Source organism: Rhodoblastus acidophilus (assembly GCF_025961575.1).
Classification (GTDB): Bacteria; Pseudomonadota; Alphaproteobacteria; order Rhizobiales; family Beijerinckiaceae; genus Rhodoblastus; species Rhodoblastus acidophilus_C.
The window spans coordinates 1-1,611 of the sequence record NZ_JAOQNX010000071.1 but is presented as its reverse complement, the minus strand read 5'-3'; the positions used below and the strand labels follow the sequence as shown (position 1 = coordinate 1,611).

General features: G+C 63.4%; 1 protein-coding gene. It reads right to left on the bottom strand.

All coding sequences use genetic code 11. The annotated features are described in order from the left end of the window. Positions 1–1,611, bottom strand: a 1,611-nt coding sequence (locus M2320_RS23160; RefSeq protein WP_264599323.1) for a PPC domain-containing protein, incomplete at both ends; no start/stop codon positions are given.

Below are 1,611 nucleotides of genomic sequence, written 5' to 3'. Positions count from 1 at the left end.
GATCTCATTGCCCGAGGCGTCGTAGAGAGAGAGCAGCGGGTTGCCGCTCACCCCCGAAAGGGACAGCGCCACCGTCGTCGGGCCGGTGACGGAGATCTTGTAATAATCATCGGTGTCGGAGGTCCCGACCCAACCGACCACGGTCTTGGCGGCGGCGGTCAGCGCGCCGAGCGCGGTGGCGTTGGCTCCAGCAATGTCGTTGCCCGCGTTGTCGGTCGTCGACGAGCTTCCGATCGTGGGCGCGCCGGTCCAATAGGACAGGGTATAGGCGTTGTCGTAGGAACTATTGACCTTGACGTAATAGGTCCCGGCGGCCAGCGCGTTGGAAAGCAGCGGATAGCCTGCGCCGGGAGAAGCCGAGGCGATCTGCACGCCATTGGCGTCGTAAAGCGTGAGCGAATCCAGGGTCGAGCCGACCTTGAAATTGACGGTCGCCGCGCTCGCCAGCGTGAACTTGTAAAAATCGTTCGGGGCGGCGGCGCCGACCCAGTCGGACACGCTGGCGACCGTCGCCGTGGGCGCCGCCAAGGCGGTGGCGGCGGCGAAACTTTGCCCGGTCGCATTCGGCAGCGCCGTCGCCGAAGCGGTCAGCGTGAAAGGCGTGTCGTTGGTCGAATTGACGTGGAGGTAATAGATCCCGGCGGCGAGATCGGAGAAAAACAGCGCCGGATTGGACGAAGACGCGGAATAGGAGCCGATCTGATTGCCGTTGGCGTCGAGAAGCGAAATCGACGCCGAATCCAGCAACCCCGCCAATTGCAGCGACACGTTCGACAGCGACCCGACGCTGAACTTGTACCAATCGTCCGGAACCGCCTGACCGACGAAATCAGAAACCACCGTCGCCGTCGAAGTGAGCGTCCCAAGCGAAGCGGCCGTTGAAAGCGCCCTGCCGGACGAAATGGTCGGCGCCGTTCCCGCCGCCGTGTTGGACACAGCCGTCAGCGTATAGGCGGTGTCGGAATTGTCGTTGATGCGAATGTAATAGGTTCCGGCGGCCAGCGTGGCGTTCAGGGTGATGGGCTGCGCCAGGTCATTGCTCGGGTAGTTATTACCAACCTGGGCGCCCGAGCTGTCGAGGAGGTAGAGATAGGCGCCGTTGTTGGTCACGCCCGAGAATTTCAAATTGACGGTCGACCGCGCGCTCAGGGTGAAGCTGTAATAATCGTTCGCCGCCGCCGCTCCGATCCAGTCCGATTTGGTGACGACGCCGGTTCCCAGCGCGCCAAGGCTGGTCGCCGTTGCGAGCGTTGCGCCGCCCGCATTGGCCAGGGTCGCAGCCGAAGCCGCGAGCGTGTACGCGGTGTCGGTCGTGTCGTTGACGCGGACGTAATAGGTCCCCGCTCCCAAGTTGGCCGTCAGCGCGCCGCCGAAGTAATAATAGTAACTCGACGTGATCTGATCGCCGGAGCTGTTGAGCAGATAGAGATAGCCGCTGGTGTTGGCCAATCCGCTCAGCTTCAACGAAACCGAGGACAGGCTCGCGAGCGTGAAGCTGTAGTAATCGTCAGGCGCAGCGGCGCCGACCCAGTCGGATTTGGTGACGGCGGTCGAGGAGAGCGCGCCGAGGCTGGTCGCAATGGCCAGCGTCGTTCCGGCCGCGTTGGGCAG